Source organism: Massilia luteola (assembly GCF_034420155.1).
Lineage (GTDB): Bacteria > Pseudomonadota > Gammaproteobacteria > Burkholderiales > Burkholderiaceae_D > Telluria > Telluria luteola.
On record NZ_JAXOFN010000025.1, the window covers coordinates 12,447 to 38,388 of the forward strand.

The window sequence follows — 25,942 nt, forward strand, 5'->3', positions numbered from 1 at the left end:
CGTTTTTGTGCACCGCAAACCGCTTCGCCCGTATACAAAGCCATCGGACAAGCTGCCCGGTTTCGGTGGAAAATTCGCGAATCGCCTGTGGATAACTTGCGAGAACACGGGTAAAATAGAGTGTTACGCTTAACTTAGTCATGTATGGATAACTTTTGGCAGACCTGTTCCAACCAGTTGGAGCTCGAGCTGACACCGCAGCAATATACCGCGTGGATCAAACCACTTGTCGCCCTCGACTACGAGGACGGCAAGCTGCGCATTGCGGCGCCCAATCGCTTCAAACTCGACTGGGTGAAGTCGCAGTTCGCCAACCGCATCACATCGTTCGCGTCCGATTATTTCCAGCGGCCGGTCGACGTGCAGTTCGTGCTCGACCCCAAGAACAGCATGCCGAAGAAAACGGTAGCGGCACCGTCCTCCGCGCCCGCCATGACGGGTGCGCTGGGCGTGAACGCCGCCGCCGACAAGACCGTGCCGGAGATGCCCGTCGTCACGCCGGACAACGTCATCGCGAACAATCCGCGCCGCGAACAGAGCCGCGTCAATCCGGACCTCACGTTTGAGAACTTCGTGACCGGTAAGGCGAACCAGCTGGCGCGCGCCGCCGCGATCCAGGTCGCGAACAACCCGGGCGTCTCGTACAACCCGCTGTTCTTCTACGGCGGCGTCGGCCTCGGTAAGACCCACCTGATCCACGCGATCGGCAACCAGGTGATGGCCGACCAGCCGGGCGCGCGCATCCGCTACATCCATGCGGAACAGTATGTGCGCGACGTCGTGACGGCCTATCAACGCAAGGGCTTCGATGACTTCAAGCATTACTACCACTCGCTGGACATGCTGCTCATCGACGATATTCAATTCTTCGGCGGCAAGAGCCGCACGCAGGAAGAGTTTTTCTATGCGTTCGAAGCGCTGATCGCGGCCAAGAAACAGATCATCATCACGTCGGATACCTATCCGAAAGAGATCACCGGCATGGACGACCGCCTGATCTCGCGCTTCGACTCCGGCCTCACGGTTGCGATCGAACCGCCGGAACTGGAAATGCGCGTGGCGATCCTCATGAAGAAAGCGGAATCGGAAGGCGTGATGCTGAACGACGACGTCGCCTTCTTCGTGGCCAAACACCTGCGCTCGAACGTGCGCGAGCTGGAAGGCGCGCTGAGGAAGATCCTCGCGTACTCGCGTTTCCACGGCAAGGACATCACGATCGACGTCGTGAAGGAAGCGCTGAAGGATCTGCTGTCGGTGCAGAACCGTCAGATCTCCGTGGAAAACATCCAGAAGACCGTGGCCGACTTTTTCAACATCAAGGTCGCGGACATGTATTCGAAACGCCGCCCGGCCAACATCGCGCGGCCGCGCCAGATCGCGATGTACCTGGCGAAAGAGCTGACGCAAAAAAGTCTGCCGGAAATTGGCGAACTGTTCGGCGGCCGCGACCATACGACGGTGCTGCACGCGGTGCGCAAGATCGCGCAGGACCGGACCAAGAACGCCGAATGCAACCACGAATTGCACGTGCTGGAACAGACGCTGAAGGGCTGACGGGCAGAGGGGAAACTGCCTGATTTTTCAGCAACTTGCGAAAAGGCCGTGTCCCCGATGATTTCTGGCAAAATATTGCGCGAACAACATTTTTACCCCTAATCGAGGATATCTATGCAACTGGTCAAATCCACCCGAGACACGCTTCTCCGGCCACTGCAGATCGTGAGTGGTATTGTCGAGCGTCGGCACACCATGCCGATTCTGGCCAATATCCTCATCCGCAAGAATGGCGAGAGCGTCTCGTTCCTGTCGACCGACACCGAGGTGCAGATCACGACCCTGGCCAATATCGGCTCGGGTCCCGAAGAAGCCGGCACGACCGTCGCCGCGCGCAAGCTGCTCGACATCCTGCGCGCGCTGCCGGAATCCGGCGACGTCACGATGACCCTGCTGAACAAGCGCCTCACCGTGCAGAGCGGCAAGTCGCGCTTCGCGCTGCAGACGCTGGCGGCCGAGGAATTTCCCACGGTGTCCGTGGCCGACACCTACAACGCGACCGTCACGCTGCCGCAAAAGACGCTGAAGCACCTGTTCAACATGGTGCACTTCGCGATGGCCCAGCAAGACATCCGCTACTACCTGAACGGCCTGCTGCTGGTGCTGGAGGGTAATAACGTGATCGCCGTCGCCACCGATGGCCACCGCCTCGCGTTCTCGCAAGTCACGGCCGAGCAGCACTTCGAGCGCCAGGAAGTGATCATCCCGCGCAAGACCATCCTGGAACTGCAGCGCCTGCTGGAAGAAAGCGACGACACGGTCCGCCTCGACATCGCCGCCTCGCAGGTCAAGCTGACCTTCGCCGACATCGAACTCGTGTCGAAGCTGGTGGAAGGAAAATTCCCGGATTACACGCGCGTGATCCCGAAAGGCTACAAGAACGACTTCACGATCAGCCGCGAAGAACTGCTGCGTTCGCTGCAGCGCGCGGCGATCATGACGAGCGACAAGTTCAAGGGCGTGCGCTGCATGATTTCGCCGGGTTCGATGAAGATCAGCTCGACCAACGCCGACCAGGAAGAAGCTGTCGAAGAGCTGGAAATCGACTACGGCGGCGACACGATCGACATCGGGTTCAACGTCACGTACCTGCTGGACGTGCTGAACAACCTCAAATGCGACCAGGTGAACATTTCGCTGGGCGATTCGAATTCGTCGGCACTGATGTCGATTCCCGACAATGGCGACTTCAAGTACGTCGTCATGCCGATGCGTATTTAATTCGGGCAAAGCGCCCATATATTCGTCCTGTTTGCGGGGATTCAAGTGGTGATTGGATCCCTGCCTGCGCGGGGAGCCGTTTCCGGCAGTGCCGGGAACGACGGTTTTGAGGCCGCGTGCCCCAATCCGTCGTTCCCCCCAAGTTCGTAACCGAAGCCACTCCCCGCATTGATCGACGATCCAGACAGCTGGCTGTCCGCCCGTCCGTCTGATTCACACGTTATTTGAGAAAGCAGTCATGTCCGAGAACACTCAAGCAGTTTTGGAAGCCTCTCTTGCCAAAGTGGAAGAATATGGCGCCGCGTCGATCCAGATCCTGGAAGGCCTGGAAGCCGTGCGCAAGCGTCCGGGCATGTACATCGGCGACACGTCGGACGGCACCGGCCTGCACCACCTGGTATTCGAGGTGCTCGATAACTCGATCGACGAGGCGCTGGCCGGCTACTGCACCGAGATCCACGTCACGATCCATTCCGACAATTCGGTCTCGATTACCGACAACGGACGCGGCATCCCGACCGGCGTCAAGATGGACGACAAGCACGAGCCGAAGCGCTCGGCGACCGAGATCGCCCTGACCGAATTGCACGCCGGCGGCAAGTTCAACCAGAACGCCTATAAAGTGTCCGGCGGCCTGCACGGCGTCGGCGTCTCGTGCGTGAACGCGCTGTCGAAGCTGCTGCGCGTGACCGTCCGCCAGAACGGCAAGGTGCACCAGATGGAATTCGAGCGCGGCGTCCCGCTGAACCGCGAAATCGAAATCCGCGACGGCTTTGAAGTCTCGCCCATCAAGGTCATCGGCGAAACCGACAAGCGCGGCACGGAAGTCCATTTCTGGGCCGACGAGCAAATCTTTTCGCACGTCGAATTCCACTACGAGATCCTGTCGAAACGCATCCGCGAACTCTCGTTCCTGAACAACGGCGTCAACATCAAACTGACCGACCAACGCACCGGCAAGGAAGAAGTATTCGCCTTCGAAGGCGGCACCCGCGGCTTCGTCGAGTACATCAACAAGTCCAAGACCGTGCTGCATCCGACCGTGTTCCAGGCGACCGGCGACCGTATGTCGGAAAACGGCACCAATGTCTCGGTGGACGTGTCGATGCAGTGGAACGACGCCTACAACGAGCAGGTGCTGTGCTTCACGAACAATATCCCGCAGCGCGACGGCGGCACCCACCTGACCGGCCTGCGCGCGGCGATGACGCGCGTGATCAACAAATACATCGACGAGAACGATTTCGCCAAGAAGGCGAAGGTCGAAATCTCGGGCGACGACATGCGCGAAGGCCTCACCTGCGTGCTGTCGGTCAAGGTGCCCGAGCCGAAGTTCTCGTCGCAAACGAAAGACAAGCTCGTGTCGTCGGAAGTGCGCGGCCCGGTCGAGGAAATCGTGGCGAAGACCCTCACCGACTTCCTGATGGAAAAGCCGAGCGACGCCAAGATCATCTGCGGCAAGATCGTGGAAGCGGCGCGCGCGCGCGAAGCCGCGCGCAAGGCCCGCGACCTCACGCGCCGCAAGGGCGTGATGGACGGCCTGGGCCTGTCGTCGAAGCTGGCGGACTGCCAGGAACGCGACCCGGCGCTGGCCGAGCTGTACATCGTCGAGGGTGACTCCGCGGGCGGCTCCGCCAAGCAGGGCCGCGACCGCAAGTTCCAGGCCATCCTGCCGCTGCGCGGCAAGGTGCTGAACGTGGAAAAGGCGCGCTTCGAAAAGATGCTGTCGTCGGAACAGATCACGACCCTGATCGCGACCCTGGGCACGTCGATCGGTCCGGACGAGTTCAACGTCGACAAGCTGCGCTACCACCGCATCATCATCATGACCGACGCGGACGTCGACGGCGCCCACATCCGCACCCTGCTGCTGACCTTGTTCTACCGCCAGATGCCACAACTGGTCGAGCGCGGCCACATCTACATCGCGCAGCCGCCGCTGTACAAGGTCAAGGCCGGCCGCGACGAGCGCTACCTCAAGGACGACGTCGAGGAAGCGAGCTACATGATGCGCTTCGCCCTGAATGGCGCCGCGCTGCTGCCGAAGGAAGGCGCGGAACCGGTCACCGACGGCGCGCTGGGCGACCTGGTCGACAAGTACAACAAGGCCAACGCGATCATGATGCGCCTGTCGCGCGTGATCGACCGCGCGGCCCTGTCCGCCATCATGACCGGCGTGAAGCTGGACCTGTCGAGCCAGGAAGCGGCCGAGAAATCGGGCGAGGCGCTGGCGAACGCGATCCACGACCCGAGCGTGAAGGTGGGCGTGCGTTCCGACGAACTGTCGGACAAGCACAGCCTGCGCATCGAACGCATCCACTACGGCAACGTGCAAGTGACCTCGATCGACGCCGACTTCGTCGCCGGCGCCGACTACAAGACACTGGAAACCTCGGCCGAAACGTTCCAGGGCCTGATGGGCGCAGGCGCCATCATCCGCCGCGGCGAAGGCGACAAGATGAAGGAATTCGCCGTCCGCGACTTCCAGCAGGCCATGGAATGGCTGCGCGAAGAAGCCGAGCGCGGCGTCTCGAAGCAGCGCTATAAGGGTCTGGGCGAGATGAATCCCGAGCAGCTGTGGGAAACGACGATGGATCCGACCGTGCGCCGCCTGCTGAAGGTGCAGATCGAGGATGCGATTGCGGCGGACCAGATCTTTACCACGCTGATGGGCGATGAAGTCGAGCCCCGGCGTCACTTCATCGAGTCGAATGCGCTGCAGGCGGGGAATATCGACGTCTAAAAAAATCGATGTTGCAGGTCCCCGGACAACCTGCAAAATTTCCCAGCATTTGCAAAATTCAACGGCCTCCTTCGAGGCCGTTTTTTCTGCCAGGTCGACGACGTCCCGAAAGCCGGCGGCGGCCTGCGCTACAATCGCGTATTCCTCTCTTCGCGCAATGAAAGCCGACAAGCCCCTCGCCCTCTACCGACAACTGCGCAGCCAGCCCTTATGGCGCCTGTTGGCGGCCGATACGGGACCCACTGTGCTCGCGCTGCTGCAGACCCACCTGCACGACGCCGAGCGCAGCCTGCCGGCCTCGATCCTGCATGAGCGCATTGAACGAGACCTCGAGCAATTGCGCAATCGTGGCGAGGACTGGCCACAGGCGGCGCAATCGTATGTGGCGCGCTGGCTGGCCGAGGGCTATCTCGAACGGCGCTTTCCGCCCGGTTCCAAGGAAGAAGAATACGAGCTCGCCACCTCGGCGGTCGATGCCATCCGCTTTGTCGCCGGCCTGGTCAGGCCGCACAATGCAGCCACCGAAAGCCGTCTCGGCCTGGTCATCGGGGCACTGGCCAAGCTGGCCGACGACACGGATACCGACAAGGAAAGACGCATCGCGCGCCTGCGCGCGGAGCAGGAAAGGATAGCGCGCGACATCGCCGACATCGAGCACGGCACGTTCCAGGTCTTGTCGCACGGCGCGGCGCTGGAGCGCACGCGCGAGATCATCGCCCTGGCCGACAACCTGGCCGGCGACTTCCGCCGCGTGCGCGACCAGTTCGAGCAGTTGAACCGCGATCTGCGCGAACGGATCATGGATAACGATGGCAACCGCGGCGACGTGCTCGACGCTTTGTTCGCCGGCATCGACGTCGTCGCGGAAAGCGAGGCGGGACGCACGTTTTCCGCATTCTGGCGCCTGCTCACTGACCCGGTCCAGTCCGCATCACTGGACGACGCGCTGGACCAGTTGATGTCGCGCGATTATGTGGCCACCCTGAGCCTCGATGAACGCCGTTTCCTGCTGGGCCTGACCAGAACGCTGCTGGAGCAGGGCGGCATGGTGCACGATGTGCTGCAGTCGTTTGCGCGCAGCCTGAAGAATTTCGTGCAAAGCCGCGAGTTCATCGAACAACGGCGCCTGAACCAGCTGCTGCGCAAGGCGCAACGGGCTGCGCTGGGCCTGAAGGACGAAATCAAGGCGACCGAAGCCCTGCAATATACGCTCCCGCTCACCAGCAGCAGGCTCGCATCGCTGTCGCAGTGGGTGTTGCACGATCCCGCGTTGCAGGCCTTGCCCGACCGGATGGCGGATGCCGATGCCGTCCCTCTCGACCTGGCGATGATCGGGGAACTTGTCGCGCAATCCGAAATCGACTTTCGCTCGCTGCAAGAGAACATCAGTTGCGTGCTGGACATACGCTCACAAGCGTCGGTCGGTGAAGTCTTGCGCGAATTCCCTGCCAGCCAGGGCCTCGGCAGCGTGCTGGGGCTGCTTGCTTTGGGCGCGCGTCATGGCATCGTGGCGGAAAGCGGCGAAACCGTCGCCTGGATCGGCGGCGATGGCATTGCCCGCCAGGCGCGCATTCCTCTCATCTATTTCTTGAAGGAGAAGCTCAGTGATGTCCGAGCCGGCACATGACGATACGACGGCGCCCGCTGCCACCGGGGACGCGCAGTCGGCCGGCGTTTTATTCGTCAACGATACGGGCGAACTGCCGCTCGACACGCGCCGCGTGCTCGTGCAGTTGCTGTCCGGGCCGTCGCTGGAAGGCCGGCGCCATCCGCGGCTGTGGCCGGTCCTGCTGCGCGACGAGCAGGTCATCCGCCGCCGTCTTGCCGAACTGTTTCTCGAGCTGGTACTGGATCGCGATCTCCAGGTCGCCTTCACCAGCCAGGTCGCCGCCGACGAACTGGACATTCCGATCCTGCTGCGGCGCGCACAGCTGACCTTCATCGACTCGGTCTTGCTGCTGTTCCTGCGCCAGCGCCTGACCCAGGCCGATTCGCACGGCGAGCGCGCGGTGGTCGCGCGCGACGAGATGACGGAAAACCTCATGCCGTACGAACGTGCCGCCAGCACCGATCGGGCCGGTTTCAGCAAGCGCGTCAACGCCTCGATCGAAAAGCTCAAGAAGCATAATATCTTGCAGAAGCTGCGCGCCAGCGACGACCGTTTCGAGATCTCGCCGACACTCAAACTGCTGTTCTCGGCCGAGGAAATCATCGCGCTGACCGCACTGTACGACCGCATGGCGGCGGGGGAACTGCCCACGCTGGCGCGCCAGCCATTGGACGGCAACGAGGACGAGGACGAGGACAAGGACGAGGGATCATGAGCCTGACGACGCTGGACGCCGGCGAACAATTCCGTATGACCCGCCTCCAGGTGTACAACTGGGGCACGTTCAGCGGCCTGCACGATATTCCGGTCAGCAAACGCGGATTCCTGATCGTCGGTCGCTCGGGCGCGGGCAAGTCCACCTTGCTCGATGCCTTGTCCGCGCTGCTGGTCCCGCCGCGCTGGATCGATTTCAATGCCGCCGCGCGTGAAGCCAGCCGTGCCGGCCGCGACCGCAACCTGGTCAGCTATGTGCGCGGTGCCTGGACCGCGCAGACCGATACCGCGTCGGGCGAATCCGCCGTACGTTACCTGCGCGCCGGCACGACCTGGTCGGCCCTAGCATTGCAGTACGAGAATGGCGCCGGGCAGCATGTGGCACTCGTCCAGCTGTTCTGGGTACGGGGCAATGCCAACAGCAACCGCGACGTGAAGTCGTATTTCCTCGTCCTCGAACGTCCTTTCGATCTGCGTGAGCTGCAAGATTTTGGCAGCAATAATTTCGATGTGCGCAAGCTGAAGCAGCTTCTGCCGGATGCGTTCGCACGCGATGAATTCCGGCCGTATTGCGAACGCTTCTGCCGCCTGCTGGGCATCGAAAGCGACATGGCCCTGCGCCTGCTGCACAAGACGCAATCGGCCAAGAACGTCGGCGACCTGAATGCCTTCCTGCGCGATTTCATGCTGGACAAGCCCGAAACCTTCGACGTGGCCGACCGCCTGGTCAGCGAGTTCGGCGAACTGCACGCCGCACACCAGGCGGTGGTGACCGCACGCGAACAAGTGCAAGTGCTGGCCCCCGCACGCAGCCGGCACCAGCATATGGCGTCACTCGAGCTGGAGCGCAATGGCTTGCAGGAACTGGTGGCCGGCATGCACAGCTATCGAGAGCGGCTGCGCATGGACCTGCTGGCCGAACACATTAGCGCGCTCAAGATCGAACTGGAGGGCCTGGGCGGCAATGTCCAGCGCCATCAGAGCTTGCTCGACAATCGCAGCGCCGCCTTGCGCGACCTGGAACGCCAGCGCCGCGAAGCTGGCGGCGAACAGATCGAATTCTTCAAGGGCGAGATCGACACGCTGGAAACGCAGCGCAAGGAACGCATGCGCAAGCGCTCGCAGGCAGTCGCGGCGTGCAAGGCGCTTGGCTGGGACTTGCGTGCATCGCCGCAAGGCTTTGCGGACATGCTCGGCATGGCGCGCCAGGAAATCGATGACTGGCAAAATGACGACGCCCAGCAGGATGCGCTCCTCGCGCTGGACCGCGAAGCCACCAGTGTTGCGGCGCGGCGCGCCATCGTCGAGCATGAGCTTGCCTCGCTGCGGCGCCAGCCATCGAATATTCCGGCACCCATGCTGGAGCTGCGGCGCCAGATCGCCACGGCCGTCGACGTGGCGGAAGCGGCCCTGCCCTTCGTGGGAGAACTGATCGAGGTCAAGTCCGACGAAAGCGCATGGCGCGGCGCCATCGAGCGCGTGCTGCACGGCTTCGCGCTGTCGCTCCTGGTGCCGGAAGACCATTACGCCGCCGTTTCCGCTTACGTCAATGACACCAATCTCGGACACAAGCTGGTCTACTACCGCACCGTGCGCGCCGAACAGCCGGCGCGGCCGCTGCAGGCGCAATCCCTCGTGCTGAAGCTGAAAGTCAAGGATGACGGATTTTCCAGCTGGCTGCAGAACGAACTGCGGCAACGCTTCGACTACGATTGCGTCGATTCGCTGCGCGCATTCCGGGCGGCGCGCGAACGCGCGCTGACGCGCGAAGGCCAGATCAAGCACAACCGCTCGCGCCACGAAAAGGACGACCGCAACAGCGTCGACGCCCGCCAGTACTGGGTGCTCGGCTTCGACAACCGCGCCAAGCTCGCCTTGTACGAGCACGAAGCCCGCCAACTGCAGGCGCGCGCGGCGCAACTGGATGCGCAGCTGGACGCCTTGCGCGGCCAGCGCCAGGCGCGCGCCGGCCGCCTGCTGCAATGCCAGACGCTGATCAACCTGCAATGGCAGGAAATCGACGTGTTGCCGCTGGCGGACCGCATCGCAGCCGTCCAGCGCCAGCTCGACGCCCTGAGCACGGGTAACGCCGACCTGCAGCGCATCGAGGAGCGCCTGCGCCAGCAGGAAGACCTGGTCAGGGAGGCGCGCGCTGCCCTGAACGATGAACTCGTGGAACAACGGTCACGCCAAAAGCTGTGCGCCGAACAGGAAGACCTGCTGGCCACCCTGCGGGGCGATCCCGCCATCGTGCCGCTGACGCCGCACCAGCAGGCGGGTCTGGCGCAACGGTACGCGGCCGGGGGCGGCCGGCCAAGGCTGAAGGACGTGGACAGCGCCGACCGCGCCGTCGGCAAAGCGCTGCACGACGACATCCGCGCCATCGACAGCGAACTGGCGCAAGGCGAAAAATACGTGGAAGCCCGGTTCGCCCAATTCATCGGTCAATGGCGCGCCGATGCGGACGGCCTCGATGCGCGGCTGGCGGCGGCGCCCGATTTCTTCCGCAAGCTCGCGCGCCTCGAATCGGATGGACTGCCGGCCCACGAGCAGCGTTTCTTCGACCTCCTCCAGAACCAGAGCCACCAGAACCTGGCGGCTTTGTCCAGCTACCTGAACGACGCGCGCAAGGCGATCCTGGGGCGCATGGAACTGGTCAACGACAGTCTGCGCCAGGTGCCCTTCAACAGCAGCGAGCATCAGCGCACCTACCTGCACATCCAACCCAAGGATCGCCAGTTGCCGGAGGTGCAGCAGTTCAAGCAGGACATCGCGGCCGCGCTCAAGCATGCGTGGATCGACGACCGGGAATTTGCCGAGGCCCGCTTCATCGATTTACGGCGCCTGGTGAACCGGCTCGCCAGCCAGGAGCCTGAACATCGCCGCTGGCGCGAAGCGGTACTCGACGTGCGCCAGCATGTGGAGTTTATCGGCCGGGAATTCGACGAAGACGGCCAGGAAGTGCAGGTGCACCAGAGCGGCGCCGGCCTCTCCGGCGGACAACGGCAAAAGCTGGCGACGACGGTGCTGGCCGCCGCCCTGCGTTATCAACTCGGCGGCCACGATACCGGCATTCCGCGTTACGCGCCCGTCGTACTGGATGAGGCGTTCGACAAGGCCGACAATGAATTCACGGCGCTGGCCATGAACATCTTTGCCAACTTCGGCTTCCAGATGATCGTCGCCACCCCGCTCAAGTCCGTGATGACGCTGGAACCCTTCATCGGCGGCGCGTGCTTCGTCGATATCCGCGAACGCAAGGCATCCAGCGTGCTGTTGATCGAATACGACGACGAACGCCAGCGCCTGAAGCTGGCCGAACGCCTGCATGCGGGGGACGCGCTTGAAACTGCCGACTGACGTACACGCACTGCTGCGGCGCCGGTTCGACAGCCGCCATCGCGACTGGCTTGCCGGCCCGGATGCCGGCGACGAATGGCCGCTGACGGTCCCGTTGGGCATACCCACCGAACAGGCAGTGCGGGACCGGCTGGACGCCGCCCTCGCCTGGGTGCGCGCGTGGCAATCGTGGCGGGGCGTGGGAGAACTGTGCTGGACGGAGCGGCGCTGGCGCACACTCGGCACGCAGCGCGTGCCCGAATCGCTGCGCCTCGCCGGCCCGCGCGACGTGGCCATCTGGCTGGACGACGTGGATCGCTGGGACCGGGCTTGCCGTCGCCAGGCCGAGATGTGCCGACGCTGGCCCGTGCTGGAGGGGCGCCTGGGCCGGTTGTTCGACGCCCTTGCCGATTATCCGGAATCCGAATTCGACAGGCTGACGGCCACGCTGGCCTGGCTCGAACGCCACCCCGATTCCGGCCTGTACCTGCGCCAACTGCCGATCCCGGGACTCGACACGAAGTGGATCGAGGCGCGCAAGGCTGTGCTGGCGGAGCTGCTGTGCCGCGTTACGGGCCGGACCGATACGCCCGGCGATTTTCATGCCCTGTGCGGCCTGCGCCGCCCGCCTTTCCGGCTGCGCATGCGCGTGCTCGATCCCGCGCTGCGCGCCGGCGTGGGTGGGCTCGGCGATCTCACGGTGCCCGTCGACGAGCTGAAACGGCTGCCCGTCGAACCCAGGCATATCCTCATCGTCGAGAACCTGCAGACCGGACTCGCGCTGGGCGACCTCCCCGGCACCGTGGCATTCATGGCATTGGGCTACGGCGCAGAACTGCTCGCCCGGCTTGCCTGGGTAAGCCGGGCCGACTGCCTGTATTGGGGCGACATCGACACGCATGGATTCGCCATCCTGAGCCATCTGCGCGCGAAACTGCCCGGCGTGCGCTCGATGTTCATGGATGAATCGACCTTGTCATCGCATCGCGACCTGTGGACCAACGAGCCCAGCCAGCACGCCGCGGCCGAATTGCCCGGCCTCCATCCCGACGAGCAGGCCGTGTACCGCGCACTCAAGCTGAACACGCTGGGGCCGGCGGTGCGCCTCGAGCAGGAGCGGATTTCATGGGATGTCGCCTGGCCGGTACTCGCCGATGTGCTGAGTCCTCGGGGTAACTCGCTGCCGATGACTTGACGAGCAGCGACGCCGCTTCAGTCAATTCAACAACCGGCTGTGCTTCGGCAGCTGTGCCGTCAGATACTCATGCTGGTCAGCCAGAATATTTCGGCCCCTCAACAGGTAATGCTCCGCGCGGCACGGCACATACGGCACATAGATCAGCGGCCGGAATTGCTCGACCAGCAGATTGCCCTTTTCCTGATTGCAGCGCTTGCAGGCGGTCACGCAGTTCATCCACGTATCCTTCCCGCCGCGCGACTTCGGCAGGATATGGTCGCGCGACAGGTCCTTGTGCGCGAAGCGGTTGCCGCAGTAGGCACACGTATAGCGATCGCGCTTGAACAGGAGGTCGTTCTGATGCGTCAGCGGCAGTCCGACCTTGAACATGCGCGTCATGATCTCGCTGCCGGCGATGGCAATAATCGGTTTGACCGCGATCTTCGACTGCACGCCGGAACGGGAATAGCCGCCGCGGAAAACGAACTCGCGATCGCCCAATTCCCAGGCCACCTTGCCGGTTACGTAATACAAAATCGCGTCTTCTGGCGGGATCCAGTCGAACGGATTGCCCGCAATATCGAGTGCCAGGATCTGGGTGTTCATCGTGTCCACCTTCGTCTGATTGGCACAGACTATCTTCAATACAAAAAAAAGTCAGCAACTGATGCTGACTTTCGTTTTAGCTCCGCACTCTGACCGGCTTCGCGGCAAACGGCCGCGCCGCGGCCGGCTTCGCCAACCCGGACAGGAATCGCCCGAGGGGCGTCTCGACCCAGTGGAAAAACACGGCACCCGCCGCCACGCTGGCCGCCCATGCCCACACCACGCCGGCACCTTGTAGATACGCATCGTCCGGCACGAAGCGCGTGAACGCCGCGTTCACGACTAGGCACACCGGAAAGTGCACGAGAAAAATCGAGTACGAGATCTTGCCGAGGTAATTGATGACGGACCACCCCGAGTTCGCATACGTGCTCAGCCGCGTGCGGCCGAACAGGAACAGGACGCCGGCAACGACCGCCGCCACCGCGATGCGGATCCGGAAATCGAGTCCCAGCGCCAGCACGGTCGGCACGATCAACAGCAGCAGCAAAGCGAACGTCGCAGGGAACGGCCGGCGCGGATCGCTCGCCCACCACGCGAGGATGCCGAGGCCGTAGCTGCCGAAGAAGTAAGGTGCCCACACGTCGAAATCGGCGTCGCGATTGAAGTACAGCAGTGAGATGCTCACGCCCAGCGTCACCAGCAGGGGCATCAGCCAGGTCGTGGGCCGGTTGCCGGCGACGCGTCCACCCAGCCACAGCAGGCCGGTGATCAGCGCATACAGCTGGAAATCGATGGCGACATACCAGGCGCCGGCGGACAGCGACTCATAGCCCAGCACGCTTTGCAGCAAGAGGACGTGCGCGGCCAGCTGGGACAGATTGGGCGGCGCCGAGATCGAATCGTGGACCATCCACGTGCGCGCGAGCGCGGACGCGCCGATCGCCAGGAACATGGCCACGATGAATGGCGGGGCCAGCTTGATGTAGCGGCGCCAGATCGTGCCCAGCGGATTGCCGATGCCGGGCAGGCCGGCGGGCGACAGGGATTTCGCGACGAGGAAGCCGCTGATGACGAGGAAGGCCTGGACGGCGATGCGGCCGTTGTGGTCGAGCCAGTCGATGATCGACGGCATCAACGGCCGCGCGGCATCGGCCATCGGACCGTAGAACGCCAGGTGATGCAGCACGATCAGTTGCGCAGCACCGGCTTTCAAGAGATTGATCAAGCCAAACTGTTTTTGGACCGCTGCGTTCGGTCCAGACACTCCCGGATCTTTCATGTGTGAGCCCAGCCATTCAAAGTTGCCCAATGCCAATCAAGCAACAAGGTTGTCGATACAGCTGAGCGGGCGGCCATGATAGCCGAGCTGAATCGTGCGGGACCACGCTTTACACCTCGTAAAGCTTGTTACATAAAGATGCAAATTAGTTTTACAGATAGTGGCCGATATCGCGTTTTGTTGATGATCCCGGCCACGTAGAATGACTAAAGTGTTCAGGAACAACTCCCATAGGCGTAATACCCCGCCGACGTCTGCCTGACATCCGTATACGCCATCAGCATGTAATACCCCAGATACTGGTTCGAATTCTTCGCATACACCTGTCCATCGGCGCCGATATACGCCCGGCCGGCCGACACATGCGACACATTGCTGGCATACCAGTGGCTGCACGTGAACGGCGCCGCCTTGTTGCCGCTGACGATCTTGTCGATCATGGTCTTGATGGCGACCATCTGCCCGCCGCTCTTGGCCGGGAAATTCACGTCCTCGTAACCCCACCAGTCCCAGCAACCGCCCGGATTGTTCGCGGTGACGATCGTTTGCGGATACAGCACGATGATGTTGTTCGTATCGGCCCAGCGGTTATAGCCGGCGTTCTGATAAAAGGCCGTGCCGACGACCGATGCGCTTTGCAGGCAGCCGTGGAATGCCACGTGCAGCCGGCACGACTGCCCCGCCGCGCAGGTGGCCGGCACGTAGGCGTAGCCGCTGCTGGCCATGCTGTAGGTGTTCGGGTTGAAGTTGCCCCAGAAGACGGACTGGTCGAAATTAATAAAACTGCCGGAAAGCGTACCCGTATTCTTGGGATTCAGCGGTCCATACATCCATTTCAGGATTTCGCCCGCGGTATCGAAGTTGCAGTTATCGACGTAAGGGCTGCCGTTGATGGCGCAGCCGTTGCCGAAGAAATCGGTCGGGACCGAATGCTCGGCCGCGAGATTGTTCTTGTAATAGATATTGGCGGCCGGGAGGTAGCTGCCATACATCGTCTTGAGATCGTCCATGACGGGCTGGCGCACCGTCGAATCGATCGTCCCCGACAACAGATACACCTTCGATGCCGCCATATTGCTGGTCGGGTCGATATAGCCATTGCCCGACCACGTATTCACCACCGACATCAGGTACGGCAGATTGCGCGAGCCGGTATTGGCCATGCACGGGCCGATCGAGATCGCGGCATTGCCCTGGGAGCAGTAATAAGGGCCGCCGGCGATGACGCCCGCGCCCTTTCTGACCGTTTTCGAATACGCGAAATGCATCTGCACGGCCATGTCGGCGCCGGATGAAAAGCCGGAGACCGACACGTCGTTCACGCTGACGTTGTACTTGGGGAGCGCGACGACCGCCGCGAAGGCGCTCGTGCCGAGAAAGCCAATGAGGATGCAGGCAAGATGTCTTGCCCTGATCAGGATTGCCATGTTGTCTCCGATTGTTGTTGTGAGATTGACTCGAATCAGATTAGTTGAGGTAGACCGATGTGCAAGCGCAAAGCAATGTGCGCGCTTGATCAGGCGGCTGTGCAAAAACGCCCGCCGGCACCATTGCCACCGTCGAGATCTCGACCCGCAAGACGCGCTCGTCGGTCGCCATGTCCGGCGCGGCGATGCAGAAGGTGCTGCCAGGCGTGAATCCGCTGAAGGCATTGCAGACGCTGCCGGGCGTGCGCTTCCATACAGCCGACCCGTGGGGCAACAATGAGCAGAACCTGGCGCTGCTCGTGCACGGCTTCGACGGCCAGCAGCTCGGCTACACGCGGCGCGCGCCGGTCGTCGTGCAATCGTTCGAAACCGCCGGCCTGAAGGCCTTGCGCAAGGGCCTCGGCAAGCCGTCCAACGTCACGCTGGCCCAGCTGGTCATCGCGGGCGGGGCGTACGACAAGGAGCGGCCGGCCGATGCCGCCGCCGGCGGCGGCCTGACGTAAGGCGGGATGGTCACGGCGCGCGGCCTGCGCGACATCGCGGCGTATGCGGACGTCGTCGCGCCGAACACGCGCGCCGTCATCCCGCCGGCGCGGAACGAACGCAGGGTCGGTCGCGGAGATCCGGCGCTATCTCGGGACGGGCATCGACGGGCTGCTCCCGGACGATCCTGCGCTCGCCCGCAAAGCCATCGACGGCTGATCGTCGTCCACGTGGCGCGGCGTGTACCATGTGCGCATGACTTACCGCCTCGCCATCTTCGACTTCGACGGCACGCTGGCCGACTCGTTTCCCTTCTTCCTCAGCGTCTTCAACACGATCGCCGACCGCCACGCGTTTCGCCGCATCGACGTCGAACGCGCCGGCGAGTTGCGCCACCTCGGCGTGCGCCAGATGATGGACCACGTCGGCATGCCGGCCTGGAAGCTGCCGCTGGCCTCGAAGACCTTCATGGCGATGATGCGGGACAGCGCCCACGCTATTTGCCTGTTCGACGGCATCGCGGACGCGTTGCGGCATCTGCACGGCCAAGGTGTGCTGCTCACCGTCGTGTCGTCGAATGCCGAGCATAACGTGCGCACGGTGCTGGGCCCGGAACTGGCGGCGCTGATCCGGCGCTTCGACTGCGGCATGTCCGTGTTCGGCAAAGCGAGCCGCATCCGCGCCGTGCTCAAGGCCTGCGGCGTGGCGCCCGCGGATGCCCTCTACATCGGCGACCAGGCCCTTGACGCCGAAGCCGCGCGCAAGGCCGGCGTGGCGTTCGGGGCCGTGCACTGGGGTTATGCCACCATCGAAGCTCTGCGCGCGCAGGCGTGCGTCACCGAGTTCGTGACGCCGGCGGAGCTGCGCCGGATCGCTGCCGCAGCCTGACGCCTGACCAGCGGCTGTCGCGTCACGGGTAACGTGGGCGCCCCGTGCGCACACGCTCAACCGGCGCATACCCGGCCACCACGATGCACTCGCACTACAGGTAGCGTGGGCACCCCGTGCCCACGCGGTCAACCGGCGCATATCCGGCCGACACCATGCACACGTCACGCGTGGGCAGCGCATGCCGCACGTCCATGCCGTCGTTATCGGTCGAGCTGCCCACCCTACGGCTGACGCTGAGGATAGCGCCGTGTCCGTCATGCGTTGCATGGAAATAGTTTGCATGCTAAACTTTTGCATATCAACAGTACTCAATCAAAGTATTTACGCAAACCAACATGCGCCTCACTGACCAGACCCTGAGCAGTCTCACCGCCGCGCTGACCCACGCGTCGCGAGCCTACCGTGCCGCCGCCGACAAGGTCGCGTCCGATTTCGGCCTGTCCCAGGCGACCGGCCTGCCGGTGCTGGTCATCCACCGCTTCGGCGACAACGGCGTGCGGCCGGGCATCCTCGCCGAGACGCTGAGCCTGGAAGCGTCGTCGCTCGTGCGCGTCGTCGACCACCTGATCGGATCGGGCCTGGTCGAGCGCCATGAAGACCCGCAGGACCGCCGCGCCAAGATCCTGCGCCTGACCGACGAGGGCCTGAAAACGGCCCACCAGATGGACCAGGCCCTGACGCCCTTCCGCCGCAAGCTGTTCGGGGAGTTCGACGCGGCCGACGTCGAGGCCACGCTGCGCGTCCTGTCCGGCCTGCCGACCGCCATCGCCACGATCCAGGCCGCATGAACCTGCCAACCCGGTCGGAGATGCTGTTCTCCGTCAAGTCATTCGCGGCAGCGATGCTCTCGGTATATTTATCGATGCGCATCGGACTGCCGCGACCCTTTTGGGCGATGATGACGGCGTACATCTGCGCCGCGCCGTTCGCCGGACCGACCCGCTCCAAGGGCCTGTACCGCGCGGGTGGCACCGTCCTGGGCGCCATCGCGGTCACGTTCCTCGTGCCGCGCCTGATCAACTCGCCCGAATTGCTGTCGCTGACGCTGGCGCTGTGGATTGCCGGCTGCCTGTATTTCTCGCTGCTCGACCGCACGCCGCGCTCCTATATGCTGATGCTGGGCGGCTACACCGCCGGCCTCATCGCCTTCCCGGCCGTGAACGATCCGAGCGCCATCTTCGACATCGCCCTCGCGCGCGTCGAGGAAATCCTGCTCGGCATCACCTGCGCCACCGTCGTGCACAGCCTCGTGCTGCCGCAACCGTTCGGTCCGATGCTGCTGGCGCGCCTGGACAATGCCGTGTGCGACGCCCACCACTGGATCCGCGACGCGCTGAATCCGGCCGGCGATGCGCGCGCCGCCTCCGACCGCCGCAAGCTGGCCGGCGACATCACCGAGATGCGCCTGATGACGACCCACCTGCCGTTCGACACGTCGCACCTGCGCTGGACGGAGACGGCGGTGAACGCGCTGCAGGAACGCCTGGCCGCGTTCGTGCCCATCGTCTCGGGCGTCGAGGATCGCCTGACCGCGCTGCGCGACATGGGGGCCACGGACGTGTCGGAACGCTGGCGCGTGCTGCTCAAGGACGTCGTCGCCCTCACCGAAACGCCGAAGGACGTGGCGCTCGACGCCCCGGGCGCCGCTTTGCGCCGGCGCATCGACGCGCTCGAACCGGCGGTGGACGAGGAACTCGGCTGGGCCGGCATGATCGAAGTGAACCTGGCCGCGCGCCTGCGCCGCCTGATCGACGTCTGCATCGAAACGCGCGCCTTGCGCCAGCACATCGACGCCGGCGTGCACGGCAGCCTGCCCGAGGCCGTGCGCCACCGGCCGGGCGTGCCGATGAGTGCGCTCCACCACGACCGCGGCATGGCCGTGCTGTCCGCCTTTGCCGCCGCGGTCGCCGTGCTGGCCTGCTGCGCGTTCTGGATCCTGACCGGCTGGCCGTCCGGCGCGGCCGCCCCGATGATGACCGCCGTGCTGTGCTGCTTCTTCTCCACGCAGGACAATCCGGTGCCGTTCATCAAGACCTTCATGTGGTACTCGATCTTTTCGATCCCGATGTCGGCCGTTTATCTGCTGGGCATCCTGCCGGCCGTGCACGGCTTCGAAACGTTCATCCTGGCATGTGCCCCGACCTTCCTCGTGCTGGGTGTGTTCGTCGCACGGCCCGCCACGTATGGCCGCGCCATCCCCTTCCTGTTCGGCATCTGCGGCACCCTGGCGATGGTCGACACGCACAACGCCGACATGGTCTCCTTCATGAACAGCACGCTGTCGCAGGTCGTCGGCTACGTCGCGGCCGCCGTCACCACGAGCGTGTTCCGCACCGTCGGCGCAGGCTGGACGGCGCGCCGCCTGCTGAAGGCCGGCTGGCGCGAGCTGTCGCGCCTGGGCAGCGGCGAACGGGTGCCGTCGCTGCCGGAATTCTCGGCGCGGATGGTCGACCGCGTCGGCATGCTGACGCCGCGCCTGGCGCTGGCCGGCAAGGACCAGGACCTGCAAGCCGTCGATGCCCTGCGCGACCTGCGCATCGGCCTGAACATGACCTTGCTGCAAAGCGTGCGCGCCCAGCTGGGGCGCGGCGAAGCGGCCGTCGGCCCGCTGATGAAGCAGTTGTCGCGCCATTTCGCGCTGCGCCCGGCCGTCGACGCCGGTTGCGAACGCAGCCTGCTGGATACGCTCGACAACGCCCTGCGCGCCATCTGCGCCGGCCAGCGCGACGCGGCCCAGCGCGAGGCCCTAGCCGCGCTCACCGGCATGCGCCGCGACCTGTTTCCCAAGGCGGCGGCCTATGCGCCGTCGCTCGCAACCGCACTCTGAAAGGCGATCCGATGATCGGCGAAGTCAGCATCTACGGCCTCTACGTTCCTCCGCTCCTGCTGCTCGCGCTGGCGGCGCTGGTGGTATCGCGGCTCATCAATCTGGTCCTCGCCAGGACGGGCTTTTACCGCCTCGTCTGGCACCCGGCCCTGTTCGATTTTTCCCTGTTCGTCATCGTGCTCGGCGCACTGACGTATTACACACGCAACTGGTCTTGAGAGCTATGAAAACTATATTGGCGGCGATTGGCCGGGTAAGTCTCACGGCGGTGGTGACCGCGGGCGCGGTCTATGCGGGCTGGCAGTTGTGGCACCACTACGAGCTCGAGCCCTGGACGCGCGACGGCCGCGTGAAGGCCTATGTCGTGCAGGTGGCGCCCGACGTAACGGGCCAGGTGACCAAGGTCCACGTGCACGACAACCAGCAGGTGAAAGCGGGCGAGCCGCTGTTCGAGATCGACCGCGCCCGCTTCGAACTGGCCCTGCGCCAGGCCGACGCCCAGGTGACGGCGGCCACCGCCGCGCTGGCCCAGGCGCAGCGCGAGAACAGGCGCAACACCCAGCTCGACGACCTCGTGTCGCAGGAAACCCGCGAGCAAGGCCAGACCCGCACCGACCAGGCCAGAGCCGCGCTGGCGCAAGCGATCGTCAACCGCGACACGGCCAGGCTGAACCTCGAGCGCACGCACGTCGTGTCGAGCGTGGACGGCATCGTGACGAACCTCGACCTGCGCGAGGGCGCGTACGCCACCACGGCGCATCCGGTGATGGCCGTCGTCGACAGCGGCTCGTTCTATGTCGAAGGCTATTTCGAAGAAACGAAGCTGCCCGGCATCCAGCTGGGCGATCCGGTCGACATCACCCTGATGGGCACGCGCCAGCCGATCCACGGCCACGTCGACAGCGTCGCCGAAGGCATCACCGACCGCGACCGCAGCACCGGCGCCAACATGCTGCCGAACGTGAATCCGACCTTCAACTGGGTCCGCCTGGCCCAGCGCGTGCCGGTGCGCATCGCCCTCGATCCGGTGCCGGCCAACGTGCGGCTCGTGGCCGGGCAGACGGCGACCGTCAAGGTGCTGCCGGCCCCGGCCAAACCCGCTGCGGCACCGGCTGCGGCACCGGCGGCACCCGCGGCACCGGCCAAGGCGGCCGCTGTCGTCGCCGTCGCGGCCAAGTCCGCAACCGCCACCACACATTGACGCAACGATCATGAACCTTTACCGCTCAACCGCCAAGAAAGCATGCGCGCTGACGCTGATGGCGGCGGCGCTGGCCGCCTGCACCACGGTCGGCCCCGACTACCACGTACCAAAAGAAGCCGTGATCAAGCGCGACGCGGCCAACGCCCCGTTCATGGGCGCGACCGAAACGCCGTTCAAGTCCGACCCGCTGCCGGCCGACTGGTGGCATCTGTACCAGGACCCGCTGCTCGACAAGCTGATCGCCAAGGCCTTCGCCAACAACGCCGACCTCCGCGTGGCCGCCGCCAACCTGCAACGCGCACACGGCGTGCTGGACGAGGTCGAGGAAAAGAAACGCCCCGAAGTCGAGATGAGCGCCGCGCCGCTGTACGGCCGCATCGCCGGCGCGCAGCTGGGCATCCCTGAACAATTACCTACCGACGGCTTGTACGACGGCGACATCAAGATCGGCTACACGCTCGACCTGTGGGGCCGCATCCGCCGCGCCGTCGAAGCGTCGGAAGCGGACGTCGGCGCCGCGCAGGCCGCCAGCGACCTGACCCACGTGATCGTCGCGGCCGACACGACCCGCGCCTATGCGGAAGCGTGCTCGGCCGGCTATCAGCTCAAGGTGGCGCAGCAATCCGTCGACCTGCAGGCAAAATTCGCCAGGCTCACGACCGAACGCGTCCAGCGCGGCCGCGGCATCGCCATCGAGACCACCCGTGTCCAGGCCCAACTCGAGCAGCTGCGCGCCAGCCTGCCGCCGCTGGAAGCCCAGCGTCGCACGGCGCTGTACCGCCTTGCCGTTTTGACCGGCGAAGTGCCGAGTCAGTTCCCGGCCGAAGTCGCGCAATGCGCCACGCCGCCGCGCGTCGCGGCGACGATCCCCGTCGGCGACGGCGCCGCGCTGCTGCGCCGCCGTCCGGACGTGCGCCAGGCCGAACGCCAACTGGCCGGCGCGACCGCGCGCATCGGCGTGGCGACGGCCGAGCTGTACCCGAACATCACCCTGGGCGCATCGGTCGGCGCGGTCGGCATGATGAGCCAGTTCAACGATGCGAACACCTGGAAATTCAGCCTGGGCCCGCTGATCTCCTGGAACCTGCCGGCCACCAGCTCGGCCCGCTCCCACATCGCCCAGGCCAAGGCCAGCACGACGGGCGCGCTGGCCCGCTTCGACGCCGTCGTGCTGAACGCGCTGCGCGAGACGGAAAGTGCGCTGACCGTCTACGCCCGCGAACTCGACCGCAACGCCTTCCTGCGCGCCGCGCGCGACCAGAGCGCGCTGGCATCGCGCCAGTCGGCCAAGCTGTACCGGTTCGGCCGCACGGACTTCCTGTCCCAGCTGGACGCGGACCGCACGCTGGCCAGCGCCGAGAGCATGCTGGCCGCGTCCGACGCGCAGTTGGCGGCGGACCAGGTGCAGCTGTTCCTGGCCCTCGGTGGCGGCTGGGAGAACACGCACACGAAGCATGGCGAAAAGCATGCTTCGGGTAGCGTGGACGGCGCTGCCGGCCACGCGTCCAGCCAGCCTTAAATATCTGAAACGTCAAACGAATTTATTCGTCGAGACTCGCCCGCGGCGTGCTCGTCCTGCTCAACCTCACGTATCGTCACGTATCACGGCGTGGACGGCGAGCCGGCTGCGCGCCCGGGCTGCGCGCTCCGGACTACGCGCCCAGGACTGCGCGCCCCGGGCTACGCGCCCCGGTCCTCCTACAACAGCTTGTCGAGGGTGACGGGCAGATCGCGCACCCGCTTACCGGTCGCATGGAACACGGCATTCGCGATGGCGGCGCCGACGCCCGTGATGCCGATCTCGCCGATCCCCTTCGCGCCCAGCGGGTTCACGTGCGGATCGTCCTCGTCCACGATCTGCACGTCGATCGCCTGGATGTCGGCATTCGTCGGCACGTGGTATTCGGCGAAGTTGCCGTTCACCGCACGGCCGTCCCGCTTGTCGATCATCGTTTCTTCGAACAGCGCCAGGCTGATACCCCAGACGATGCCGCCCATCAGCTGGCTGTAGCCCGTCTTTTCGTTCATCAGCTTGCCGACGCCGTAGACACCGACCACGCGCGGCACGCGGATCTCGCCCAGGTCTTCGTCCACCGTCACCTCGACGAATACGGCGCCGAACGCGTGCATCGAATATTTCTGCTTCTCGTCGCCGGGCTCGGCCTTGGCTGTCACCTCCACCGGACTGCCGTGGCGTGCAACGATCGCCTGCATGGCGACACGCCGGGCCGGTTCCGCCAACAGATACAGTTCGCCGCCATCCGTGGTTGCATCCACGCCGACCTCGTCTGCAGTCGCGCGGAACAGGGGAGAACGCTCGTCCGCGGCGGCGATCCCGAGCAGTTTCAGGCGCAGCGCCTGTCCTGCCGCCTGCACGGCCGGCGCCACGCTGGCCACCGTCATCGATCCGCCCGAGACCGGCGCTTCCGGCATCCGCGAATTGCCCAGCTCGAAACGCACGCGCTCCACCGGCACGCCGAGCGCGTCCGCTGCGACCTGGGTCATCACGGTGTAGGTGCCGGTGCCGAGGTCTTGCGTGCCGGAGCGGAACAGCGCAGTGCCGTCGGGCAGCAGCGTCGCGGAACACGCCGCCGGCGAGCGGTTCGTCGGATAGCTCGCCGTCGCCATGCCCCAGCCGACCAGCTTGTTCCCCTGCCGCATCGAGCGCGGCTGCGGATTGCGGTCGCGCCAGCCGAACCGTTCCGCACCGATCTCGTAGCACTGGCGCAGCGATTTGCTTGAAAACGGCAAGTCCTTGCCGGGATCGCGCTCGGTGTAATTTTTCAGGCGCAGTTCGAGCGGGTCCATGTGCAGCTCGCAGGCCAGTTCGTCGATCGCGCAATCCAGGGCATACGAACCGGTGGCCTCCCCGGGCGCGCGCATGAACGTGGGCGTGCCCAGGTGCATGCGCGCGAGGCGGTGCGACGATTCCTGGTTCGGGCTCTCGTACATCATGCGCGTGACGAGGCCGCACGGCTCGATCCAGTCCTCGATCATCGACGTGTACGCGATCGTGTCGTGGCTGGACGCCATCATGCGCCCGTCCGGCAGCGCCGCCATGCGCATGCGCTGCACGGTGTTGGGACGGCAGCCGACCGGGCCGAACATCTGGTTGCGGTCCAGCGACAATTTGACGGGCCGCCCCAGCTGCTTCGCGGCCATGGCGGCCAGCACGACGTGCGACCACGCGGAGCCTTTCGAACCGAAGCCGCCGCCCACGTAAGGGCAGATCGCCGTGACGTTTTCCGGCGGCATGTCGAAGATGCTGGCGACGATGCGTTGCACGCCTTTCATGTACTGGGTCGAGTCGTACAGCGTGAGGTGGTCGCCGTCCCAGGCGGCAATCGTCGCGTGCGTTTCGAGCGGGTTGTGGTGCTCGACCGGCGTCGTGTAGGTGACGTCGATCCGCGCGCTGCCCGCCAGCAGCCCGGCGTGCAGGTCGCCGCGTTTCGTGTCGGTGTCTTCCGCCAGCACCTTGTCCGGCGGATGCAGCGATTGCCTGGCCTGCTCGAAGTCGACCATGGCCGGCCTGCGCTCGTACTCGATGCGCAGCCGCGCGCCGGCCTCGCGCGCGCGCTCGAACGTGTCGGCCACGACGACGGCGATCGGCTGGTTGTTGTAATAAACGTCGTCTTCCTGCAGCAAGGTCAGCCTGCGGCCGACGGGCGGCTGGATCTTGCCGTCTTTTGTCTTCGGCGGCAGGCGCAGGGCGTTCTCGTGGGTCATCACGAGCAGCACGCCCGGCACGTCACGGGCCACGCTGTCGTCGATGGAAAGCACGCGTCCGCTGGGAATCGTGCTGGTGACGAGGACCGCATGCGCCACGTTGTCGACCGGATGCTCGGCCGAATAACGCGCCGCGCCGCTGACTTTCGCCCACGCGTCGACGCGATTGATGGGTGCGCCCGTGATGCTCATGCCATACCTCCCATCAGGCCCGTGGCGACGCGCAGCGCCCGCGCGACCGCGCGCTGCGCCAGCTCGACCTTGAACGCATTGTGCGCATGCGGCTGGGCACCGGCGACGGCATCCGCCCCCACCTTGCCCAGCACGGCGTCGCTCAACGCGGCCAGCGCCTGGCCGCGCAATCGCTGTTCCGCGCCGAGCGCGCGCCAGGGTTTATGGGCGACCCCGCCCAGCACGATGCGCAGGTCGCGGATGATCTCGCCGTCCAGGTCGACGGCGGCAGCCACCGACACGAGCGCGAACGCATAGCTGGCGCGGTCGCGCACCTTGAGGTAGTGCGCGTGCTGCGCAAACGGCGACGGCGGCAGTTCCACGGCCGTGATCAGTTCGCCCGGGCGGATCACCGTGTCGTCCTGCGGACGGTCTTCCGGCAGGCGGTGGAAATCGGCGACCGCCACCTGCCGCTCGCCGTCCGGGCCCTGCAGGCGGACGACCGCGTCGAGCGCGACGAGGGCCACGCTCATGTCCGACGGATTGGTCGCGATGCAGTGCGGGCTGGCGCCGAGGATCGCATGGATGCGGTTGTGGCCGTCGATGGCGTCGCAGCCCGAGCCCGGATCGCGCTTGTTACAGTGCGGGAAAGCCGGATCGGTGAAGTAATAGCAGCGCGTGCGCTGCAACAGGTTGCCGCCGACGGTCGCCATGTTGCGCAGTTGGGTCGACGCGCCGTTCAGCAGCGCTTCCGACAGCAGGCGGTAGCGCTGGCGCACGAGCGGGTGATTGGCCGCCGCCGTGTTGCTGGCCATCGCGCCGATGCGCAGGCCGCCGCCCGGCAATTCCTCGATGTCGGCCAGTGCCAGCCGGCTCACGTCAACGAGGCGCACCGGCTGTTCGATGCCGCTCTTGTACAGGTCGAGCAGATTGGTGCCGCCGCCGATGAATTTGGCGCCGGGCTGACGCGCCAGCTCCAGCGCATGGTTCACGTCCCTGGCACGGTCATAGAAGATCGATTGCATGCG

19 protein-coding genes are annotated in these 25,942 nt (G+C 65.0%); 14 read left to right on the top strand and 5 right to left on the bottom strand.

Going from position 1 to position 25,942, the window contains the following annotated elements:
* Nucleotides 1-144 precede the first annotated feature (144 nt).
* The 7 genes from dnaA (at nucleotide 145) to U9J41_RS21950 (ending at nucleotide 12,375) form a co-directional block, all read left to right on the top strand.
* Nucleotides 145-1,554 (top strand): chromosomal replication initiator protein DnaA, encoded by a 1,410-nt coding sequence (gene dnaA / locus U9J41_RS21920; protein WP_056438002.1) that lies wholly within the window; start codon nucleotides 145-147, stop codon nucleotides 1,552-1,554.
* Nucleotides 1,555-1,668: 114 nt separating this feature from the next.
* Entirely contained in the window at nucleotides 1,669-2,775 is a 1,107-nt protein-coding gene (dnaN, locus tag U9J41_RS21925) for a DNA polymerase III subunit beta (RefSeq protein ID WP_322404276.1), read from the top strand.
* Between the two features lie 238 nt (nucleotides 2,776-3,013).
* Nucleotides 3,014-5,518 (top strand): DNA topoisomerase (ATP-hydrolyzing) subunit B, encoded by a 2,505-nt coding sequence (gyrB, locus tag U9J41_RS21930; RefSeq protein ID WP_322404277.1) that lies wholly within the window; start codon nucleotides 3,014-3,016, stop codon nucleotides 5,516-5,518.
* A gap of 157 nt (nucleotides 5,519-5,675) precedes the next feature.
* Nucleotides 5,676-7,145 (top strand): DUF3375 domain-containing protein, encoded by a 1,470-nt coding sequence (locus tag U9J41_RS21935; protein ID WP_322404278.1) that lies wholly within the window; start codon nucleotides 5,676-5,678, stop codon nucleotides 7,143-7,145.
* A complete protein-coding gene (locus U9J41_RS21940) occupies nucleotides 7,126-7,842 on the top strand; it encodes a DUF4194 domain-containing protein (RefSeq protein ID WP_322404279.1) in 717 nt (238 codons plus the stop codon). Before U9J41_RS21935 ends, U9J41_RS21940 begins: the two co-directional genes overlap by 20 nt.
* Nucleotides 7,839-11,201, top strand: coding sequence for an ATP-binding protein (locus tag U9J41_RS21945; protein WP_322404280.1), 3,363 nt, complete (start codon nucleotides 7,839-7,841; stop codon nucleotides 11,199-11,201). The genes U9J41_RS21940 and U9J41_RS21945 overlap by 4 nt, the downstream gene beginning before the upstream one ends.
* Complete coding sequence (locus U9J41_RS21950) at nucleotides 11,185-12,375, top strand: Wadjet anti-phage system protein JetD domain-containing protein (protein ID WP_322404281.1); 1,191 nt, start codon at nucleotides 11,185-11,187, stop codon at nucleotides 12,373-12,375. Before U9J41_RS21945 ends, U9J41_RS21950 begins: the two co-directional genes overlap by 17 nt.
* 21 nt (nucleotides 12,376-12,396) lie before the next feature.
* On the opposite strand, the gene U9J41_RS21955 is transcribed toward U9J41_RS21950, so the two are convergent.
* From U9J41_RS21955 to U9J41_RS21965, 3 genes are all read right to left on the bottom strand, one after another.
* Nucleotides 12,397-12,963, bottom strand: a complete 567-nt coding sequence (locus U9J41_RS21955) for an HNH endonuclease (protein WP_056437990.1) — start codon at nucleotides 12,961-12,963, stop codon at nucleotides 12,397-12,399.
* Between the two features lie 76 nt (nucleotides 12,964-13,039).
* A complete protein-coding gene (locus U9J41_RS21960; protein WP_322404282.1) occupies nucleotides 13,040-14,119 on the bottom strand; it encodes an acyltransferase family protein in 1,080 nt (359 codons plus the stop codon).
* Between the two features lie 281 nt (nucleotides 14,120-14,400).
* Nucleotides 14,401-15,612 (bottom strand): extracellular catalytic domain type 2 short-chain-length polyhydroxyalkanoate depolymerase, encoded by a 1,212-nt coding sequence (locus tag U9J41_RS21965; protein WP_322404283.1) that lies wholly within the window; start codon nucleotides 15,610-15,612, stop codon nucleotides 14,401-14,403.
* A gap of 185 nt (nucleotides 15,613-15,797) precedes the next feature.
* Between U9J41_RS21965 and U9J41_RS21970 the strand changes: the two genes are divergently transcribed.
* The 7 genes from U9J41_RS21970 (at nucleotide 15,798) to U9J41_RS22000 (ending at nucleotide 22,536) form a co-directional block, all read left to right on the top strand.
* The gene (locus U9J41_RS21970; RefSeq protein ID WP_322404284.1) at nucleotides 15,798-16,115 is read left to right on the top strand and encodes a hypothetical protein; all 318 of its coding nucleotides are present in this window, start codon (nucleotides 15,798-15,800) and stop codon (nucleotides 16,113-16,115) included.
* 235 nt (nucleotides 16,116-16,350) lie between these two features.
* Nucleotides 16,351-16,983 carry an HAD hydrolase-like protein gene (locus U9J41_RS21975; RefSeq protein ID WP_322404285.1) on the top strand — a complete coding sequence of 211 codons (633 nt, stop codon included), beginning with the start codon at nucleotides 16,351-16,353 and terminating at the stop codon, nucleotides 16,981-16,983.
* Nucleotides 16,984-17,321: 338 nt separating this feature from the next.
* The gene (locus U9J41_RS21980; protein WP_322404286.1) at nucleotides 17,322-17,774 is read left to right on the top strand and encodes a MarR family winged helix-turn-helix transcriptional regulator; all 453 of its coding nucleotides are present in this window, start codon (nucleotides 17,322-17,324) and stop codon (nucleotides 17,772-17,774) included.
* Nucleotides 17,771-19,813 (top strand): FUSC family protein, encoded by a 2,043-nt coding sequence (locus tag U9J41_RS21985; protein ID WP_322404287.1) that lies wholly within the window; start codon nucleotides 17,771-17,773, stop codon nucleotides 19,811-19,813. Before U9J41_RS21980 ends, U9J41_RS21985 begins: the two co-directional genes overlap by 4 nt.
* Before the next feature lie 11 nt (nucleotides 19,814-19,824).
* Complete coding sequence (locus U9J41_RS21990) at nucleotides 19,825-20,031, top strand: DUF1656 domain-containing protein (RefSeq protein ID WP_056437962.1); 207 nt, start codon at nucleotides 19,825-19,827, stop codon at nucleotides 20,029-20,031.
* A gap of 5 nt (nucleotides 20,032-20,036) precedes the next feature.
* Nucleotides 20,037-21,014: an HlyD family secretion protein gene (locus U9J41_RS21995; protein ID WP_322404288.1), complete on the top strand. Its 978-nt coding sequence runs from the start codon at nucleotides 20,037-20,039 to the stop codon at nucleotides 21,012-21,014.
* A gap of 10 nt (nucleotides 21,015-21,024) precedes the next feature.
* On the top strand, nucleotides 21,025-22,536 hold the full coding sequence (locus tag U9J41_RS22000; protein WP_322404289.1) for a TolC family protein: 1,512 nt from the start codon (nucleotides 21,025-21,027) through the stop codon (nucleotides 22,534-22,536).
* A gap of 179 nt (nucleotides 22,537-22,715) precedes the next feature.
* On the opposite strand, the gene U9J41_RS22005 is transcribed toward U9J41_RS22000, so the two are convergent.
* Together U9J41_RS22005 and U9J41_RS22010 are read right to left on the bottom strand one after the other, a co-directional pair.
* Nucleotides 22,716-24,935, bottom strand: a complete 2,220-nt coding sequence (locus tag U9J41_RS22005) for a xanthine dehydrogenase family protein molybdopterin-binding subunit (RefSeq protein WP_322404290.1) — start codon at nucleotides 24,933-24,935, stop codon at nucleotides 22,716-22,718.
* Nucleotides 24,932-25,939: an FAD binding domain-containing protein gene (locus tag U9J41_RS22010; RefSeq protein WP_322404291.1), complete on the bottom strand. Its 1,008-nt coding sequence runs from the start codon at nucleotides 25,937-25,939 to the stop codon at nucleotides 24,932-24,934. The genes U9J41_RS22005 and U9J41_RS22010 overlap by 4 nt, the downstream gene beginning before the upstream one ends.
* Nucleotides 25,940-25,942 lie beyond the last annotated feature (3 nt).

Coding starts and splice junctions, on each gene's coding strand:
- U9J41_RS21955 (WP_056437990.1), bottom strand. CDS start 12,963: ATGAACACCCAGATCCTGGCACTCGATATTGCGGGCAATCCGTTCGAC.
- U9J41_RS21975 (WP_322404285.1), top strand. CDS start 16,351: ATGACTTACCGCCTCGCCATCTTCGACTTCGACGGCACGCTGGCCGAC.
- U9J41_RS21945 (WP_322404280.1), top strand. CDS start 7,839: ATGAGCCTGACGACGCTGGACGCCGGCGAACAATTCCGTATGACCCGC.
- U9J41_RS21980 (WP_322404286.1), top strand. CDS start 17,322: ATGCGCCTCACTGACCAGACCCTGAGCAGTCTCACCGCCGCGCTGACC.
- gyrB (WP_322404277.1), top strand. CDS start 3,014: ATGTCCGAGAACACTCAAGCAGTTTTGGAAGCCTCTCTTGCCAAAGTG.
- U9J41_RS21990 (WP_056437962.1), top strand. CDS start 19,825: ATGATCGGCGAAGTCAGCATCTACGGCCTCTACGTTCCTCCGCTCCTG.
- U9J41_RS22010 (WP_322404291.1), bottom strand. CDS start 25,939: ATGCAATCGATCTTCTATGACCGTGCCAGGGACGTGAACCATGCGCTG.
- U9J41_RS21995 (WP_322404288.1), top strand. CDS start 20,037: ATGAAAACTATATTGGCGGCGATTGGCCGGGTAAGTCTCACGGCGGTG.
- U9J41_RS21935 (WP_322404278.1), top strand. CDS start 5,676: ATGAAAGCCGACAAGCCCCTCGCCCTCTACCGACAACTGCGCAGCCAG.
- U9J41_RS21965 (WP_322404283.1), bottom strand. CDS start 15,612: ATGGCAATCCTGATCAGGGCAAGACATCTTGCCTGCATCCTCATTGGC.
- U9J41_RS21940 (WP_322404279.1), top strand. CDS start 7,126: ATGTCCGAGCCGGCACATGACGATACGACGGCGCCCGCTGCCACCGGG.
- U9J41_RS21985 (WP_322404287.1), top strand. CDS start 17,771: ATGAACCTGCCAACCCGGTCGGAGATGCTGTTCTCCGTCAAGTCATTC.
- dnaA (WP_056438002.1), top strand. CDS start 145: ATGGATAACTTTTGGCAGACCTGTTCCAACCAGTTGGAGCTCGAGCTG.
- dnaN (WP_322404276.1), top strand. CDS start 1,669: ATGCAACTGGTCAAATCCACCCGAGACACGCTTCTCCGGCCACTGCAG.
- U9J41_RS21970 (WP_322404284.1), top strand. CDS start 15,798: ATGCAGAAGGTGCTGCCAGGCGTGAATCCGCTGAAGGCATTGCAGACG.
- U9J41_RS22005 (WP_322404290.1), bottom strand. CDS start 24,935: ATGAGCATCACGGGCGCACCCATCAATCGCGTCGACGCGTGGGCGAAA.
- U9J41_RS22000 (WP_322404289.1), top strand. CDS start 21,025: ATGAACCTTTACCGCTCAACCGCCAAGAAAGCATGCGCGCTGACGCTG.